The organism is Legionella quateirensis, assembly GCF_001467955.1.
Classification (GTDB): domain Bacteria; phylum Pseudomonadota; class Gammaproteobacteria; order Legionellales; family Legionellaceae; genus Legionella; species Legionella quateirensis.
Genome location: NZ_LNYR01000012.1, coordinates 776,143 through 793,320, shown reverse-complemented (window position 1 = coordinate 793,320; position 17,178 = coordinate 776,143). Strand labels below are relative to the sequence as shown.

The window sequence follows — 17,178 nt, the reverse complement described above, 5'->3', positions numbered from 1 at the left end:
TATCCTTATATCATTCCTGAACTTTATATTAGTCCGGACTAGGGAGTATTTTGTATTATTTGAGGAGACATCGTTTTGGTTATCTCTTCGCCTGCAGTCTGAACTGATTTGGTATGATAAAATCCCAAGCGACCTAAAAAGGTAAGTGGGGTTATTCGATGCATATTCAATGCTTTATAAATTGTGGAGTTTTCATCCTTTAACGCATCACTTAGGCTCGCATCCTGGGGTAGGGTGTCAATGGCATTAATGATTTCTTTTAATTTTTCACCGCTATTCATCCAGTACGGATTCCAAAATTGATCCTGACCTTTTTTTAAGCGTATCATGGAGTCTATTACGATTTGACCGGCTTCACCTTGATCGTTCATGGCAATTAAAGCGCGATAAAATGATGGGGTACTTCTTCCCATCGCTTTATATCCCAGTGTGATATTAAAAATATTGGCGTCATATTTTGTTCTGTATTCTTCAACTTTTGCATGATTACCTGTAAAGGCAAATGCTCTGGCAATATTATCAATCGATGCGCCTTTGGAATGAAACTCCTCGACTTTATCGAGATTACCGGTTAAAGCATAGGATTCAGCAATGCTGGTCACCAGACTTTGGTACACTGCCCGACGATATTCCAGCTGACTCTTTTTTTCTTCGGGGCTTTCGTATACAACGTTTTTTTGTAGAATGTCGGGACGATAATTGGCTAAATACTCATTCACTTTTTCATGATTATTTGCTAAAGCAAAGCCTTGTAACACGAAATGAATACTTGCGCCATACAGGGTTAAATATTCATCGACTTTTTTATAATTACCTGCAAAGGCATAACCATAAGCAATGTAGTCCTTGTCTGCGTTGTATTCATTTTGATAATGATTTACGAGGTCATCATTTCCTGCAATGGCAAATCCGGATGCGATTGAATGTATATTAGCCCCAGATTGGCGCATGAGCTCAACAGCTTGTGTTTTATTTTTTGCAGCTAGTTTGGCCGCGACTGTGAGGAAAGGGGGGGTGGGGTCTATGGCATCCAAACCGATTAAAAAAATGTTCTTACTTAATTCTTCAGGACTCTTAGCGTTTAATGCAGCATTATAAAATAATTCAAACATCAGGATCACCATAGTAAAAAAGAGAAACTCATTGTATGATTTGAGTTCATAGAAGTCAAATAATAAATTGATAGCGATCAAAAAGCCAAATTCACTCAACGCTAATGTTCATTCTCAGAACATTATTATTCCTTGTCATTCTCAATGGTCACTGCATTTTTGGTATTTAATTGGAGATAACAAAGAGCGACTAAAGCGTCAAGTATCATGTATAACCCACCAATGGCGCTGGGAGGGTTAGCGCAATTAACCCAATCTGGATGAATATTTAACTTTCCATACCAAGTCCATGTTTGCATGTGTGTTCCAAGCAGTTCCAAATATAAAACCATAAAAAACATACATGAATAAAATAATTTATTATTTTTTCGTAATAAACAAAAAATTACAAAGCATATGACTCCCAGGGTATCCTGTAGAATGATGAACGATAAAACACTGATGAGTATTGTTAAAGTAAACAGCAGGCGATCCATACCTGGGGCATGTTTCTGGAGGAACGTTTGTTGATATATATAGTAGGAAGTTGCGAAAACAAGAGCGTGCCCGAAAGGTACATAAAGTGGAATATTATCAAGACGATAGACATAAAATCTAAAAATGAGGGAGGCGATGACCTCGCCAAAACTGGATATTAAGACCATCAGTAACATCATGCTTTGTAACTGTTTATTAGCAACTCGATAAAACCAGAAGAATGAGCAAATAACACAGAAATTAACGATCCATTGGCCGTATGGAAAGATGCTATTAAACGCTTCACCGTCCAGGTAAAGCGCAACAGGGGTTATAATTATTATAAACACTATTTGAAATCGAATCATTCTAGTTTGATATTCCATTGTACTAGCCCTGATATATGTGATCAGAAATTAGAGTTTATTCCCTGAATGCGATTCACTATAAAATTAATATTTAGTTAAAGAATTAAACGAAAGCCATACACATAGTAATAAGTATAATCTAAAGTTTTATGGGTTGCTGAGATAAGCCTTGAATCCTGTGATTAATTTTAATGGATATATTGACAAAATATTGCCTAAAAAGTTAGCATATAAGCTTGGTTGTAATTGAACACATTTTTAACTATGAACTCTAATCGACTCCCAACACGAGATAGTTCCAGATACCAGGGAAACTGCAGTATGACTGCGGGGATGTCGTATTATTCGTTCAATCTTATATCACTTGTCGTTGTGGTGGTGGTCAGCTTTACCCATTTCTCAGCTCTGAGTCGGCTTATCTCCTAAACTATCTGCCCCGCCTCAGAGCGAGGGTCCAGGCAGATAATAAAAAGCTCTTTATAAAAGATTTGAATTTATTCTAAACAGAATTTATTTCTTTAATTCGGAGTTCATTTGTGTGCCAGCATTAATTAAAACTGGTGAAATTGCCCAAATCTGTAAAATCAGAGTCAGGAGTTATTATAGTGAACACGTTTCAAAGTAAACATCATTGGCTTGCGAAAGTTTACCCCTGGATAATCTGGACTATTGCTGCAAGTTTCTTCTTTTATAAGTATTTACTTCAGGTATCTCCCAGTGTGATGACTGGAGATTTAATGAAAGCATTTCAAGTCAATGCAGCTGGACTTGGTAATCTCTCGGCATTTTATTTCTACTCCTATCTGGTAATGCAGATTCCGGTAGGGGTGATGCTGGATCGATACAGTCCTCGATTACTGACCACTGCAGCAATATTTCTATGCAGCATCAGTACCTACATCTTCTCACAGACTGACTCCCTCTGGTTAGCCTGTATAAGCAGAGCATTGATGGGAGCTGGCGCAGCCTTTGCAGCGGTTTCCTGTTTTAAAATAGCCGCTTTATGGTTTACCCCCAAGCGATTCGCTTTGGTTTCAGGTATGTTTATGACGGCAGCCATGTTAGGTGCTGTTGGTGGTCAAATGCCTTTGTCCTTGTTGGTTCAGAATATAGGATGGCGCCCGGCGCTTAAGGTAGTCAGTGTTTTGGGAATTCTCCTTGGAATAGTTTATTTTCTGGTTTTGAGGGATAAGCCATCCAAACAGCAACACTCAGTAAAAAATCAGGAAAAAGTAAGTCACCTTTTACGTCGAATCATTACAAACAGACAAGCATGGGCACTTTCATTATACAGTGGATTAGCATTTGCTCCTGTTTCAGTATTTGGCGGATTATGGGGAGTACCTTTCCTGGAAAAGGCTTATCAGCTTTCAAGAACTGATGCGGCTCTTGCCATTTCGTTTATTTTTATCGGTTTTGCAGCTGGCGCGCCGTTCTGGGGATGGTTATCTGACTGTATTCATCGCAGAAAACCCGTCTTGTTTATTGGGACTGGATTGGCATTATTGAGCCTTTTGGTTGTTCTGTACAGTCCAGCCTTGTATATAACCACTTTAAGTATCCTTTTGTTTTTCTTTGGCTTTTGTGCCAGTGGATTTTTTACCAGTTTTGCCATGATCCGGGAATTATTTCCCTTAATACTGGTTGCTACAGTTTTAGGTATAATGAATACCTTTAACTCAGTATTTGAAGCATTATTTGAGCCTGTAGTCGGGGTGCTTCTTGATTGGAGCTGGGATGGTACTGTGGTGAATGGTACGCACTATTTTACTTTACATGGTTATTATTCAGCCTTGGTGATATTACCCATATCGTTGGCTTTATCATTGGTTACTCTGTTGTTGATTGATGAGACTTATTGTCGTGCTAAAGATGAGCATGAATGATGGTTTCCAAACACTAGCGGTTTGCTAGTGTTTGGAACAAAGATACTGTTCAATTCAATCAGTCCTAATTAATGCACTTGTTGAGCGTTTTGCGTGTATTCAAGAATTACGGCCAGCTTTTCACTGATTGGCACTTCGCTGTTTTTCAATGCATGCAGTAAATGATCTTTGGCTTTTTGCGGATTTTTATGATTAAAATAAATTGATTCAGCAAGTTCAGTTAAAAAGCAATTGGGGTTTAACTCATTTGCTTTATTGATCAATAGTTCAGCCTGTGGGAAATCTTCTGTAAGAGCATGAATCAACGCAAGGCCACCCCAGGCATCAGCCAGTTCCTCGACAAGTTCAGCTGCATTCTGATAGGTTTCATGAGCTTCATTGATTCGATCATTAAGAAGTTGGCACCATGCCAAAGCAATATGACAATCATAGAAGTCGGGATAAATTTCAATTGCTTTTCTTAATGTGTGCTCTGCAGCTTCCATATCACCCTGAACCATATAGGTATTACCCAAGGCGAACCATAATCGACTGTCTTGAGGGCTAATCTGTAATAATTCTTCAATTTCTTCAACACTGGTTTCCTGATTCATGAGACGAAGCATAATATGCACAAGCTTTGCATCATAGTTATCAGGATTCAGTTGCAGAGCCTGAGTGCATGCTTGTAATGCCGGTTCCTCTTCATTCAGATCAAAATAGAGGAGCGACAGCAAGCCCAGGGCTTCTTCATCCTCAGGATTATGTTCCAGAACATGCTCAACGAGACTGATGGATTCTTCCAGTGAGTCTTGTCTGTGAAGAATGCGTGCCATTAACAATTCTGCTTCAGGGTAATGTTCGCCTTCCAGTATAGGTGATAATATGTCCCATGCATTATCCAGATCGTGGGTAATAAAATGAGTAAAGCCAAGATTATAGCGAAGAGCAGGTGTATCCATATGAGTTAAGGCTTCTATAAAACATTCTTTAGCCTGTGACAATTGTCCTTGATTTAAATGGAGTAAACCCTGATGCCCCAAACAGGCTTCACGATCAATCAGATTGGCTTTTTCCAGATAGTGATGTGCGGAATCCATATCGTCCAGTTCGATATACATATCGCTAATTTCAATTAATAATGCCAGATTTTCCTGGTCCTGAGCTAAAAAGTTCAGGTGTCGGTCCAATTTGTCTTGTACTGTTTGAGTATCCATTGACGAATCCTTTTTAAGAGAGGCTAGATTTGGTCATAAATTGTCAGATACTATAAATCGTACACGCTAAAAAGGCAAAAATATTATCCATAAATCGCTTCGTATCTGGGAAGGTGGTCAATTTCCCCTGATACAAACGCTTAGCTCTGCTTTGTACATTCAATGTTCTTTGGAAGAAAACCACGGTCTCCCATTAAATTTTGATTATAGGTAACAGTACATTTTATGGTTTTTATAGGTAAAGGCTGAGTCAGTTCAATGCCACTCTGATTGTAATGGCAAACCAGATAAATCAGCTCCTGAGGTGAAAATTCCCATTTTGCTTTTTTCTGATTAGCAAAATCGGGTTTTAAACTGGCCATTTTATCCGGATGATCTGAATAAAAAGAGATGCTGCTCAGGTAATTATGTTCAGTTCCTCTGATGGTTTCCCATCCTTTGGGGATTTCTTTAATTTGTTCACTTGTCTTTATCACTTCAGGACATTGCGGTTGATAAATTTCAGCTCGTAACAGAGCTGAAAAACCCAATAAGGTGAGACTGACACTAAGTTTCCAATACATCATTTTTTATACCTGATTCGTTAATAGTTAATTGAAAAGAAGCGTTATTATCTCATTGCTTTCATATCAATTCGTCGAAACAGCGAGTACCCGTATTCTGTGCGGATCAATTCTGAAATTCGATAGATATTCAGAGGTAATAATAATGAATGCAGGATGAAAATAGGGTGTAAATGGCACTCAAATGCGTACAATATGAATGCAATATTGCTACAGATTGCGATGAGCCGTAAAGTCAAAATCCTTTTGACATAAAACGTAGCGAACACTAAAGAAGAAGCAACATAGCCAACTAAATCAATCATTGATTCCATTATCAACTCCACTTCTAAATCCCTTTTATTCAACATAACATTTACTCAATGTTATTCGCAACTATTTTAAAGATTTGATCTTTTTTAGTTCGTTTTATGAGTAAACAATTTTCATTATAATTTTGGTTTGTTCTTTATGCGCTAAAAATAATCTAAAATTATTAATAAATCAGATGGTTGATATTAAAAATTAAAGTAGGTTTTATGCTTCAGCAATCAATCAGGACATTCATTGATTGCTGAAGCTCATTAAAATTGGATCGTAGAGGCAAAGAGTTAATCGGGTTGTCCAATAACATGTGATTCGTCATCGCTATCAATTAACTCATCCAGCACACCATCTGATTGTCTGGGTTCTTTATAAGAAAGAAAACTCAGTATTCTTAGTGGAGTAGATACTGGAGGATCAACGGGTATTCTTTCAATAGTCTGAACATTCGTATTGGTACATAGCGAAAGTATCCATTCAATAGGTTTCCATAGCAACTCTAATAAATGGATGAACCAGTTAACTTTCGGGCCTTGTTCTTCTTTTATCTTGTTAAGAATATAGTGCTCAAGTTTGCCTTCGCTAAAATAATTGATTTGTTTAAGACATAGAGACATGGCATGATCCTGTTGCGCTTCACTCAACTCTGACTCTGTCTTTAAAACCTCTTCGATCTGTGTAATATACTCTATTGCACTTTCATCATGGTTTCTAGTTAAGTCTTTAACCGCTTCGGTTTGTAATAAAAATATTTTTTTGGCCAGAACCGCTGCCATAAAGAGCTCATTATCAGTATCTTTATTAATCAAAGTCTGATCCAGATTTTCAATACCTAGATAGAGCATCGCAATTAAAGCGCTATCGAAGGTTTTAGTCTGACCGTCGATAAACTCAAGGGTTTGTTGGTATGCAGTCTCAATAGCCTGATCTCTTTGTTGTTGCGTGGGAGACGTTGTAATGGTAGTAATTTTGCCCGTGTTGAGATAAAGCATATTCCCCATGTGAAAGAATATTTTTTCACGATTCAGTACTTTTGCACGCCCCTCAAAAACACGTCCACCCAGGATTTCTCTGATTATTGAATCCATAAAACTATTAAAATCAGAAACAGCCTCCAATCCGTGATGTTTCACTCTATTAAGCCGTTCTGCAAAACTACTGCCTGACTCGGCTTTAGTACATAAAATTTCTTCAGGTTTTAATCCTGAATTCTCCAGCGCTCTGGTCGGCATGTTGTTAATTATGCCACCATCAGCAATATGTTCACCTTTTGCATTTTTAGCCGGTTTAAATAAAACCGGATGAGCTCCGGATTGTTGCACAACTTCGGCAATTGATGTGTCCGCGTCGTTGTCTTCATTATAGGTTTCAATGATTTTTCTGGATTGATTTGTTGTTACTACGGATAAATGTTTGATCAAATGTTTTTGATCTTCAGGTAAAAGTGCTCTTAATCGGGACAAATCTTTGAATGTAATTCTTGGATTTTCAATCACATCTCCTTGCTGGTCTGTTATGGATTTGGGCAATTGAGTAAACGCCGAGTCCAGATCTCTTAGGCTTTTACTCGAGTTTGTGAGTTGAAGAATGTCATCGATAGTTTCTATTTTAATATTTTTGATACTTAAAGCATGTTCATAGAGCTTTATTTTATTTTGCAGCAAGGAATACTGAAGAATTTCTTCAGGTGTTTGCGGTTTGGGTATGCCATTTAAATGTTGTTTGATTTGGAAAATATAAAAAAGTTCGAATATATTCCGTACACGAGTACCTTCAGCCCGAGACATCATTCCTTTACTGTCTAAAAGTTTGGTTATGTCTAATCGAGTAGAAATTTTTAAAATGTCTTCAGGATGCATGCCTATCGCGAGAAAACTTGCAGTCATTGCCCCTGCTGAAGCACCACTCACATGAGTCAGTTGTTTAAGAAGGCCTCTGTCGTGCATAGCTTGAAACATGCCTGCATAGGCAAGTCCTTTAGCTCCACCACCACTAATAACCAATCCCTTATGAGCAGGGGGATTAATGACAAAACCATGTTCTGTTCTGCTTAGGGTGCATAATGGATTCTTTAACTTGCGTTTTTTAGGCATAATTCGACTCGATAGTTGTAGCGTTATTTTATATTTTAACAGATCAACCTTAACGGATTGTTAATGTTAAACTAAATCCTATTTTTAAGCGCATTATATCATAAATTGCCTTGTTGTTTATATTTGGCGCATAACTTGTACTGATAGGCATGTATTCGGTATAAAATTATCAGGGGTACATCAAGTACTCTTTTACCTTTAAAAGAGTACTCGTGCGATGAGGTTAATTGATTGGGCTGTCATAACTGGCAAAGATATAACCTAATTGGGGTTCATCATCTCCTGTATCATTGAATTCAGGATATAAATCGGTGACCATCTCATGCAACTCTTTTATATCGCTACGTCTTAAACAGTGTCCATCACGTTCAAACATTTTCTCGGCAGCAAATGACCTGACCTCTTCATTATGACTGACCAGGTTTGAATTAATGGTTTGTCTTTCTTGCTCCATCAATCGGGCATTGAGAAAATGGCAGATTTCATGAACCAGAGTACTGGCCATTTGTTCTGGAGTTCTCTTTCTGCTGATATAAATATACCGATCCTCATAAATAATTCCATTCAACTCTTTTTCAATCATTTTTACTGCGTGTTCAGATGGTGGATAGGTATTGGGAAGGTTAATGTTATCTTCCTTTTTCATATCATGTTTCATTCTACGCCAATGTTCTTTGGACAGATCAAAGAATGAGCGTATTGAAACCTGATCTGAATCGATGACTTCTATTACTTTTAGAGCTACCAGCGAATTGTTTTGTCTGATGAGATTAATTGCGGTTTGTAATTTGGAATTAAAATCCGATTGTGAAGATTGAGTCCTTTCAAAAAAATATAAGTGAGCCATTCCATTTCTCCCTTTAGTTTAATATTTCATTGATTTGTTCCATCCTTCTATTTTGATACTAAACAGATTTGCAATAATTAACAATAGTGGTGTGAAATGAAACAGCATGAATCAACAGGAACTGGTGATGTTTTTAAAACATTGAGGTATCGTTCTAGAACCCTGTATTAGGTAAACAGGTGTTTAAAGAATTTATTTTTTCCTGTTGTCTATTAATCTCGTTTTGCAGGCATTCTACTCCTTCGTTTAAGTAAGGCTGTGGATTCTCAACGAACTCAGAACTCACTATACCTTTAAAAAATCGGTACATTATCTTGTTGTCCTTGGGCGATTTTATTTCTGCTAATATTTTATCCCTGGCTTCTTCAAGAAGGTGAATTTTTGTAGTTTTAAAACCTATTTTTTTACGAATGAACGTATAACCAGGATCAGGGTTGCCCTGGGTGGTTAATTTGGCAATTTGATCTTCCAAATCAGCAATGACGTTCTGATTATTAATATACCCCAGAAGAGATTCATCGTATTTATCGATGTATTGGCTTAATTTGGTGAGCATATTATTAAAACTATCAATTTCTATTGGATTGAATTCAGGTGAGTAACTGTCATGTTTGTAGGTGGTTTTAAGCAAATGATCGATAATATAGCGGTCATTTTCAAGAGTTAAGGGTGGTTTGGAGTAATAACGTCCAGCGATATCAAAGCCTAACAACTGAGCTACATTTTCGATGAATTTTTTACAGGGCGGCACAATAACGTGTTTAATTAAGAAAAAAAGGTTCACCGCTACAGCCATCAGATTAATAGACGTCAGGGCAGAGATAAAGGATATAGTCGCAACAGGGGGACATAGAAAATAAGCCAAAGTAAGGAATGCTGTAAGAGAGATTAAGCTTACAAACAATTCGGATTTACTCACCTGATTTTTATAAATTCTATAAGCAAAGTTAGTCAAATATCCTAAACTAAGGGACAGATTGGCCAGGATAAGAATGATTTCTTTTGAAAAAAGGGTTGTAGTAATTAAAGCGGGTGTAAAAAACATGGTGATGATCATGGGCATCAGACTGTTTAAGCCCCGAGAGGTTTTGTTGAATATATCCCCAAATTCTTTTTCTCGACTGCGATTGCGTCTGAAATAAGTTTCGTTTAGTTTTAAATACATTGTTTATTATCATAAGGTTACAGCAAGGCAGTACTGGGTGCACTTTGCTTTATATTAAAAACAGATCATTTTAACTAATCTGTTCGAAAATCACTGTTAATAGGCAATTAGCCTAAACTTTAGGCATAGTATACCTATGAAATTAAATAAATAAAGAGAGTTGTTGTATTGGAACCCCTGGCGGGTATTCATTGACTCTCTTTAATAGAGGGGATATAGAAGGGATTAGTGCCAATGGATCTTTGCTCAATATCCTGTAAGGTTTTTAGACATTCGAACAAATCGCAGTGGTACTCCATTCGGTAGCTAAGGAACTCACTTTGTGTTGATGTGGTTAAAATAATGTGCGACTGCTTTTGCTATTTGCAGGTCCTGAACAGCAAGACCTGTCAAATCAGCAACAGTTATTTGCTCCTCATTGGTGCGTCCTGAGTTGTCGTTGGAAATTATAGTACCTAACTCAATGAGTTGATTGGGGGTAATCGTCTGTTGACGCAACGCATGGGAAGTATCTCCTCGTTCTAAACATTGCTCAATACTATCGACAACAATAACATCTGCCTTATTAAAAATAGAAGAATCCAGCTCTTGTTTATCAGGAGTATCTGCTCCAACTGCTGTAATGTGAGTTCCTTTCATAATTGACTCTGCAAAGAGTATCGGCAGTTTTGATGGGGTAGTTGTAACAATCAGATTACATCGTGATGTAAGATACTCTAATGTCTGGGTTGTTTCGATATGAAATCCATAAACGTGCATCTCTTTTTGAAAATCAGACAGCTTTTCTTTATTTCTGCCAAAAACCACTACATCTCTGCATTTAATGACCTGCTGCAAATAATATAATTGTAACTTTGCCTGTGTTCCTGTACCAATAATGCCTATGGAGTTTACGCTTTTGGGTGCCAGATATTTTGCTGCTATGGCTCCAGCTGCTGCGGTACGCAGATCGGTCAAATAACCTTCATCAAGTAGAATTGTCAGGAGCTCACCTGTTTTTTGACTGAATAACAACATCAAACCATTACTGGATGGAAGATTAAATTGAGCATTTTCATAAAATCCCGAAGCAATTTTAATCACATAATACGCATCATTTTTAAGATACCCATATTTGATATGGACATCACCAGGTGGATTACTGAACTGCATTTCACCTACTGGCGGTATCATTGCCTTGCCTTGTGAGTAAGCAATAAATCCCTCTTCAATTGCAGGAATAATTGCGATTTTATGGATAATTTCTTTAATTTGATTCAGGTTAATAATGTTCATCTGTTTTAACTCAACACTGATTTTAAGGTATCAAGACTAATATTGGCGCCGCTTAATACAACAACAACATTCTGTCCGGAATAATGTTCAGCATTTTTTATCAGTGCAGCCAGAGCGACCCCAGAGGCTCCTTCAACCAGCATATGCTGTGTTTGTATTAAGGTAATCATGGCATTTTGTATTTCCTGCTCAGAAACCTGAATCCAGTCATCAACATAATGCTGGCATAAATTAAAAGTAATGGAGCCAGGCTCTATGCCGCCTGCGGTTGCGTCAGACAAGGTGGGCAGGGTATCCATTTCGATTATAGTTCCAGCCTTTATGGATTCGGACATAACAGGAGAGTGTTCTGGCAGGCAGCCAATGACTTTTGTCTGGGGTGAAACGGCTTTAATAAATGCGGCAATTCCTGAAATTAATCCACCTCCGCCAACAGGCACCAGAATCACATCGATTTGATTGAGTTGCTTTATCAGTTCAAGCCCTACAGTGCCTTGGCCTGCAATGACTTGAGCATTATTGTAGGGTGAAATATAGATTTTATGATGTTGATTGGCATATTCCAGTGCATGCAGTTCGGCCTGTACACAATCAGTTCCATAAAATTTGAGTTCTGCATCGTATTGACGAATATTGTCTGCTTTAGTAGGTGAAACCTGTTCAGGAACAAAAATAACTCCTGGAATGTTCAATTTTTTAATACCGAAGGCGACTGCTGCGCCATGATTTCCAGATGATGCGGTTACCACACCTTTCTGTGTCTCCTCTGGAGTTAAGGACAACAAAGTATTTAACGCGCCTCTCACTTTGAACGAACCGGTATGTTGTAAGTTCTCGCATTTTAGATAACAGTTCGTTAGAGTGAGTTTGCTGATGGGAACTGAATACTCTAGTGGCGTCTCTCGAATAGAGGCGCGAATACGCTGATCGGCTGCAATTACTTCGTTTTTAAAATCCAACATCATTAAGTCCTTCTTAAACTCGTTTCTATGTGTACCGGGTATTTGCTGATAGTAGATTATCTGCTGCATGTTATGAAATTATTTCTTTTACATTTTGACGTTTTTACTCACTTTATAACCAGTTAATTTAGTTCAAACTGTAATATTAACACTATTGTTTGTTTAAAATTTATTCTATATACTTGCCTTTGTGTCGTTTTAATGGACTGCCAGTGGGTAATGATTGCCTAACTTTATCAGGAGTCCTCATGCCAAAAAATACATTAAAACAATTTATCGTTGATTTTAATAAATCGAATAAAAATCTTAAGAATGTCAAGATCACTTTAAAAAGCAGCAAGGAAATTGATTCATTTCTGAAGCTTCTTCAAACCCCAAACCATGAAGGTCTGTTATTAATTGCTGATTTGGATTTGAGTGGCACCCATTTTAATCCTGTTCAGCTTCAGACTTTAGTAAGCGTGTTAAACGCTTTGCCAAATGTTAAAAAATTGAAACTTAATGATTGTAATATTACCGATAAAGACACTCAGTTATTAATTAAGCTGGAGCATGTAACACATTTATCCCTAAATAGTAATGTGTTAAAGCGACCGGTATTTAATTCAAAATTGGTATCACTCTATTTGGATTATAATAATGCACTTGATACACATTATGTTTTGCATACATTACATTTAAGATCAGCCGAATTGAGACATCTTTCTCTAAAAGACTGTAGTGTCACTGATTCTGATATGATGTTTTTTGGCAAGGAATCATCCAAATTAAATAAATTAACGTACCTCAATTTGCGTAAAAACAACATAACTCATATTGGAATTGATGATTTGCAAAAATGTCTTGCTTTAGTGACACTGGATGTGAGTCAAAATACAGGCATTGGGAATGAAGGTATTGAAAAAATGAAGGTATTTAAAGAGTTGAGAACTCTTTATGCTGACGGATGCGGTATCAGTTTGAACGGTCTGAAATCCATTGCTCGAATGAATTTGTATAAAGTGGATTTAAGTTTTAATCCAGGACTTAAAATGGATTGGGATTTTGGCGATATTAAACCCAATCATACAATAAGAACATTTAATTTGGCTCAGTGCCGATTAAATGATGGCCATGCTAAAGTATTGATTAAACAGTTTCCAGCGGCTACAACGTTATCTGTAGCAAATAATAGTTTAACAAAGACCGGTGTAATTACTTTACTGGAAAATCCGATAATGCGTGAGCTTGATGTAAGAACCATGGCTTTATTTTCAAAACCAGTAAGTGCTTATCGTAAGGCGCCCATCTCTCCGAGAAATGACATACAACAACAGCAATTAATCGATAAAAGAAAAAATACATTGCGAGATGCAAAAATACGAATTATTGAGTTATTGGATGCGATTCGGACAGCTCCGGCTCTTCAAAGCATTAGATTAGAAAATACCGGGTTAACAGAAAAGATGCTGTTATCCTTGATTCCTGAGGGAGAGCAGAAATCGCGAAACATTAAGAGGATCAATCAGTTACCGCTTCTACAGTTGCAAGCTCAATTGCACAAACAGATTGAGGCTAAAAAGGAAGCTAAAGAAGAGGCTAAAAGGGAGGCAATTAAACTGGCAAATGATGAATTACAACCGCCAATCGCTGCCGCGGTAGAGACTTCTACGGTGTCAAATTCATTAGGTAATACAGGAGTTTCCATATCGAGATCAGAAGATCGTGTTGTAAATCCAGATCATCAGTTAAAAGCGCTTGAATTGGAAAATCACCAATTAAAAACGGAACTTAGAAGGGCCCATGCGCGTATCGCTGAACTCGAGAAACTTGTCCCAGGTGAACGTAAAAAAGAAAAGACAATAGTACCATCACTGGCTATTCCGGTAATGTTCCAGCAGAGTGACTCAGCAAAACCATCAAGCAGTGGTACTCATGTGGTAACTCCTCTAAATCCGGGGAATTAAGAGAACACTGGATAGGGTTGTGGTCCTGTACCCATAGCCGTCAAATCAAATGTAACCCAGATTAGGTGCTTCGCACTTCATCCGGGCTACTTTTTATTCAGAAACTCATTAGGGGCTGTTGACGATTCCGATTTCGACGTCCCGCGACGTTGGAAATAAATAGATGAATTGTCAACCCACCCTAACTGATAATTACAAAATTGGGTAAAAAAATCGTGGTTATCATAGGGATATTTTATGGTTTGTCTTTCTTACATGTGGGAATTCACAAAGACCATGTCATTGGAGTCCGTCAAGTGTTGAATGAACAAGGTCAGTTGACCGACCGCTTTCAAGGTTGTGGCACGTTTCCCGATGGTAATAAAGAAATTATCAGCAATCGGATAGGTAAACGATGTTGGCTTAATAAGGTGGTATTCAAACTGAAGAATGAAGAGCAAATACACAGGTCATCTCCGATTGTTTTTGCTGCGGGGGACTCAGCCGGAGATCTTGTTTTTTTGCGGGACGCTCTCGGCGGAAGATTGGTTATCAATAAAAACAATCCCGAGTTACTTTGCGATGCAGTTCGTAATTCTGATGGGAAATGGTTGATAAATCCGATGTTTATAAAACCAGTACTAGTTGAACGAAATTTAAAGCATTGCTGATTGACTATTTCTAAATTGATGTGATCACGAGACAGACCTATGGCTGAGTAATCCCCTCATAATTTATAGCGCCGAAAATGGATTTATTTAAATTTCAATGGTCAATTTAATACCCGTCTTTGCGAGCAACGCGAAGCAATCCACAACGGAGCTTTATTGGATACCCGTTCTGGATTGCTTCGCGTTGCTCGCAAAGACGAGAACTGCTGCTTGAATAGTAGATACTTTTCCTCACTAGAACAATGAGGGGAAGGCTGTACCTCGAATTGAAAACAGATCCTAAATAACCGTTCATAATCAATTAGTTTATTGGGTAAAAAAATCCAGAAAAGCACGAACTTTGGGTAATTCGAAATCGTAGGCACGATAAAACATATAAATATCATAGTGTCTGAACGTGTATTGAGGCAGCAGTTGAATTAATTCCCCTTTATCCAACCATGATTTAACCAGACTGTCACCAGTCAGGAACATTCCTATACCCGCGATACAGGCTTGATTTAAAGCTTCAAAAGTATTCATGTATAAGATGGGCTTGGCACAATGCAACTGACCACCATTGGCCAGGGGTAAAAAATGAGCGGGTTTACGTAAGGTATGGGATATTATTTTAAAATGGGGTAAGTCCTCGGCAGTTTCCGGTTTGCCATATTGAGATACAAAGTCTTTTGAAGCACAGAGGATGTTATTGACGCGATACATTGTTCTGTATTTTAACGTTTCCGTAGAGGGGGGAATAACAGGGAACCCTACCATGATATCAATGTCGGGTTGAGCTAGTGCATCATCCTCTTCTGAAAAGATCAATTCCAGTTCGATCAAGGGATAGGTTTTCATAAAATCAGCCAAGTGCTCTAATACCCATTCCTTGGAAGTGATTGTCGATACCAGTATTTTTAGCTCTCCCTGAGGTACTTCACGGTTGGACTCGATAAAACGATTTACAGAGGCAATCTCTTGTTCAATGGATTTGCATCGTTGATAAAACAAAGCGCCAAACTCAGTGAGTTGTACCGACCGGGTAGTTCTGAGAAAAAGTTGCTCACCAATAACCTGTTCCAGATTTTTAATCTGTTTGCTAACCGCAGTTGGAGTTATATGCATGGCATTTGCGGCAGATGAAAAGCTGGCCAGTTCCGTTACTTTAAGAAAGCAAAGGATTTGACCGCGATTATAAAATTGCATGGTATTTCTAATTATGAACCATAAGTTCATAGTATATGTAATTTATATCAATTTACAACTTCAGGTGTTAAATAATACAATTTCTGTATTGAGTTAACACAGGAGCGCATTATGACCATACGTACTATAAAATATGAGTATCATCATACCGGGATACCGACTAATGAGATTAGAGAGGGTGAAAAATACAGTTCTACATTTAAAATCTATACCAGTGGAGGACAGGATAGTGAGTTCAGGGTTCAATATCACCGATTTGAAGAGGGCTGTCGATTACATCCATTGATTCAATCGAAGCCTCATATTGCCTTTAAAGTGGATGATTTGGAGCAGGCAATTAAGGGGAAAGAGGTGATTTTGGAACCTTATGAACCTTTTTCTGGTTTTAAAGTGGCCATGATAGCGGAGCAGGGTGCACCTATCGAGTTTATAGAGACAACTTTAAGTGAAGAGGAAATATGGTATGGGAGCCATGATAATTCAGTGATATATCCGGGTAAGTCTTAAGTAGATACGATTAAGTGTTCACTAACCCATTAGGGTGTGTTGACAATTCTTCAAAACATATCCAACGTTCCGAGACGTCGAAATCGGAATTGTCAACACATCCTGGTATTCAGCAAGGGAGATGGCAGATTAAAGCTCCCTTGTTGGTGCTATTCCGGGGAATTAGCTTTGTTATCCTGCTTGATAGGATTAATCCAATCCTGCAATTTGATCACTGATGTAGTTGAGTTCATTCGTAAAGCTTTGAATTTTGGTTTGTTGTAAACAGTCACTTCCTTTACGCAAAGCGCGTCGAGCATCACCTAAACTAAAAGAGGCTAATAAATATTGCGTTTCTCTGATGAGGCTGCTTGATTTTTTAGTGTTATTAGCAGATTCCAAGAGTGCTAAACGACACATTTCGTTACTTTCCTGGAGTCTGGTTTCTAAAATTTCATTAGACAGTGCGTGTGTTTTTTTGGCCAAAGCTACATTATCTATAGGTGCATTAGCATGTATAACAGAGGATAAAATCATTATTAATAAACCATAATAGTTCCATTTCATATGCGTTCCTTGTTATGTGATGTATTTTATTCAAATTTTAAAACTTTAGAAGCATATCATTTCATTATATATGGTCAAGTTATTGACTTGTATAAATAACTTCAATACGCAGCGCTAT

The 17,178-nt window shown here is 37.8% G+C and carries 15 protein-coding genes; 4 read left to right on the top strand and 11 right to left on the bottom strand.

Annotated features, from left to right (window positions below):
• Positions 1–38 precede the first annotated feature (38 nt).
• Both Lqua_RS07950 and Lqua_RS07945 read right to left on the bottom strand, forming a co-directional pair.
• Positions 39–1,112 (bottom strand): hypothetical protein, encoded by a 1,074-nt coding sequence (locus Lqua_RS07950; RefSeq protein WP_058473726.1) that lies wholly within the window; start codon positions 1,110–1,112, stop codon positions 39–41.
• A 125-nt stretch (positions 1,113–1,237) separates the two neighbouring features.
• Positions 1,238–1,954, bottom strand: coding sequence for a hypothetical protein (locus tag Lqua_RS07945; protein ID WP_133141043.1), 717 nt, complete (start codon positions 1,952–1,954; stop codon positions 1,238–1,240).
• A 587-nt stretch (positions 1,955–2,541) separates the two neighbouring features.
• On the opposite strand from Lqua_RS07945, the gene Lqua_RS07940 reads away from it, so the two are divergent.
• Entirely contained in the window at positions 2,542–3,822 is a 1,281-nt protein-coding gene (locus tag Lqua_RS07940; protein WP_058473724.1) for an MFS transporter, read from the top strand.
• Positions 3,823–3,890: 68 nt separating this feature from the next.
• Here Lqua_RS07940 and Lqua_RS07935 read toward each other — a convergent pair whose 3' ends face one another.
• From Lqua_RS07935 to Lqua_RS07900, 7 genes are all read right to left on the bottom strand, one after another.
• Positions 3,891–5,018: a tetratricopeptide repeat protein gene (locus Lqua_RS07935; RefSeq protein ID WP_058473723.1), complete on the bottom strand. Its 1,128-nt coding sequence runs from the start codon at positions 5,016–5,018 to the stop codon at positions 3,891–3,893.
• A 140-nt stretch (positions 5,019–5,158) separates the two neighbouring features.
• Positions 5,159–5,584 (bottom strand): STY0301 family protein, encoded by a 426-nt coding sequence (locus tag Lqua_RS07930; RefSeq protein WP_058473722.1) that lies wholly within the window; start codon positions 5,582–5,584, stop codon positions 5,159–5,161.
• Positions 5,585–6,171: 587 nt separating this feature from the next.
• Positions 6,172–7,977, bottom strand: a complete 1,806-nt coding sequence (locus Lqua_RS07920) for a patatin-like phospholipase family protein (protein ID WP_058473721.1) — start codon at positions 7,975–7,977, stop codon at positions 6,172–6,174.
• A 223-nt stretch (positions 7,978–8,200) separates the two neighbouring features.
• A complete protein-coding gene (locus Lqua_RS07915) occupies positions 8,201–8,824 on the bottom strand; it encodes an ImmA/IrrE family metallo-endopeptidase (RefSeq protein ID WP_058473720.1) in 624 nt (207 codons plus the stop codon).
• A 154-nt stretch (positions 8,825–8,978) separates the two neighbouring features.
• Complete coding sequence (locus Lqua_RS07910; protein WP_058473719.1) at positions 8,979–9,989, bottom strand: hypothetical protein; 1,011 nt, start codon at positions 9,987–9,989, stop codon at positions 8,979–8,981.
• A 315-nt stretch (positions 9,990–10,304) separates the two neighbouring features.
• The gene (locus tag Lqua_RS07905; RefSeq protein WP_058473718.1) at positions 10,305–11,264 is read right to left on the bottom strand and encodes a Rossmann-fold NAD(P)-binding domain-containing protein; all 960 of its coding nucleotides are present in this window, start codon (positions 11,262–11,264) and stop codon (positions 10,305–10,307) included.
• Between the two features lie 5 nt (positions 11,265–11,269).
• Positions 11,270–12,295: a threonine/serine dehydratase gene (locus Lqua_RS07900; RefSeq protein WP_238585544.1), complete on the bottom strand. Its 1,026-nt coding sequence runs from the start codon at positions 12,293–12,295 to the stop codon at positions 11,270–11,272.
• 179 nt (positions 12,296–12,474) lie between these two features.
• Between Lqua_RS07900 and Lqua_RS07895 the strand changes: the two genes are divergently transcribed.
• Both Lqua_RS07895 and Lqua_RS07890 read left to right on the top strand, forming a co-directional pair.
• Complete coding sequence (locus Lqua_RS07895; protein WP_058473716.1) at positions 12,475–14,172, top strand: leucine-rich repeat domain-containing protein; 1,698 nt, start codon at positions 12,475–12,477, stop codon at positions 14,170–14,172.
• Positions 14,173–14,414: 242 nt separating this feature from the next.
• Entirely contained in the window at positions 14,415–14,822 is a 408-nt protein-coding gene (locus Lqua_RS07890) for a hypothetical protein (protein ID WP_133141042.1), read from the top strand.
• 306 nt (positions 14,823–15,128) lie between these two features.
• Here the strand turns inward: Lqua_RS07890 and Lqua_RS07885 are convergent, their stop codons facing one another.
• Positions 15,129–16,007 carry a LysR family transcriptional regulator gene (locus Lqua_RS07885; RefSeq protein ID WP_058473714.1) on the bottom strand — a complete coding sequence of 293 codons (879 nt, stop codon included), beginning with the start codon at positions 16,005–16,007 and terminating at the stop codon, positions 15,129–15,131.
• A gap of 111 nt (positions 16,008–16,118) precedes the next feature.
• On the opposite strand from Lqua_RS07885, the gene Lqua_RS07880 reads away from it, so the two are divergent.
• On the top strand, positions 16,119–16,514 hold the full coding sequence (locus Lqua_RS07880) for a VOC family protein (RefSeq protein WP_058473713.1): 396 nt from the start codon (positions 16,119–16,121) through the stop codon (positions 16,512–16,514).
• A gap of 189 nt (positions 16,515–16,703) precedes the next feature.
• On the opposite strand, the gene Lqua_RS07875 is transcribed toward Lqua_RS07880, so the two are convergent.
• Positions 16,704–17,060, bottom strand: coding sequence for a hypothetical protein (locus Lqua_RS07875; RefSeq protein ID WP_058473712.1), 357 nt, complete (start codon positions 17,058–17,060; stop codon positions 16,704–16,706).
• Positions 17,061–17,178: the final 118 nt, after the last annotated feature.